This window comes from Nonomuraea candida, from assembly GCF_000725485.1.
Lineage (GTDB): Bacteria > Actinomycetota > Actinomycetes > Streptosporangiales > Streptosporangiaceae > Nonomuraea > Nonomuraea candida.
The window spans coordinates 1-425 of record NZ_KL647037.1; the positions used below are offsets into that span (position 1 = coordinate 1).

The following is a 425-nucleotide window of genomic DNA, read 5'->3' on the forward strand; positions in this document are numbered from 1 at the left end:
GCGGTCGAAGGTGGGGCTGGCGATTGGGACGAAGTCGTAACAAGGTAGCCGTACCGGAAGGTGCGGCTGGATCACCTCCTTTCTAAGGAGCACTCTCACCCGTCACCACCGACCGTGTGGTGGGGTGACAGCTCACTAGTGGAGCACTGGCTACTCAACCGGCACGTATCGTCGGGCTGCTAGTACCGCCTCTTTTCGGAGGGGAGTGGGAACGGAGCCGGCTGAGGGTGCGGGCCGGTTGGACACACTGTTGGGTCCTGAGGAAACGGGCGGTTGCCTGTTTGACTCAGTACAGGGCCACGGAAGAGTTCAGCGATGTCTGGGCTTGGATGTGGTTGCTGTTTGTTGTTTGAGATTTGCATAGTGGACGCGAGCATCTTTGTGGCCAAGTTTTTTAGGGCACACGGTGGATGCCTTGGCATCAG

The 425-nt window shown here is 58.6% G+C and carries 2 rRNA genes (1 of these 2 running past the window's edge); both read left to right on the forward strand.

Features of this window, described 5'->3' with window-relative positions:
- A 16S ribosomal RNA gene (locus IO39_RS50075) occupies nt 1-82 on the forward strand; the annotation flags it as partial.
- Between the two features lie 301 nt (nt 83-383).
- Nucleotides 384-425, forward strand: a 23S ribosomal RNA gene (locus IO39_RS53975); it runs 2,912 nt beyond the window's last position.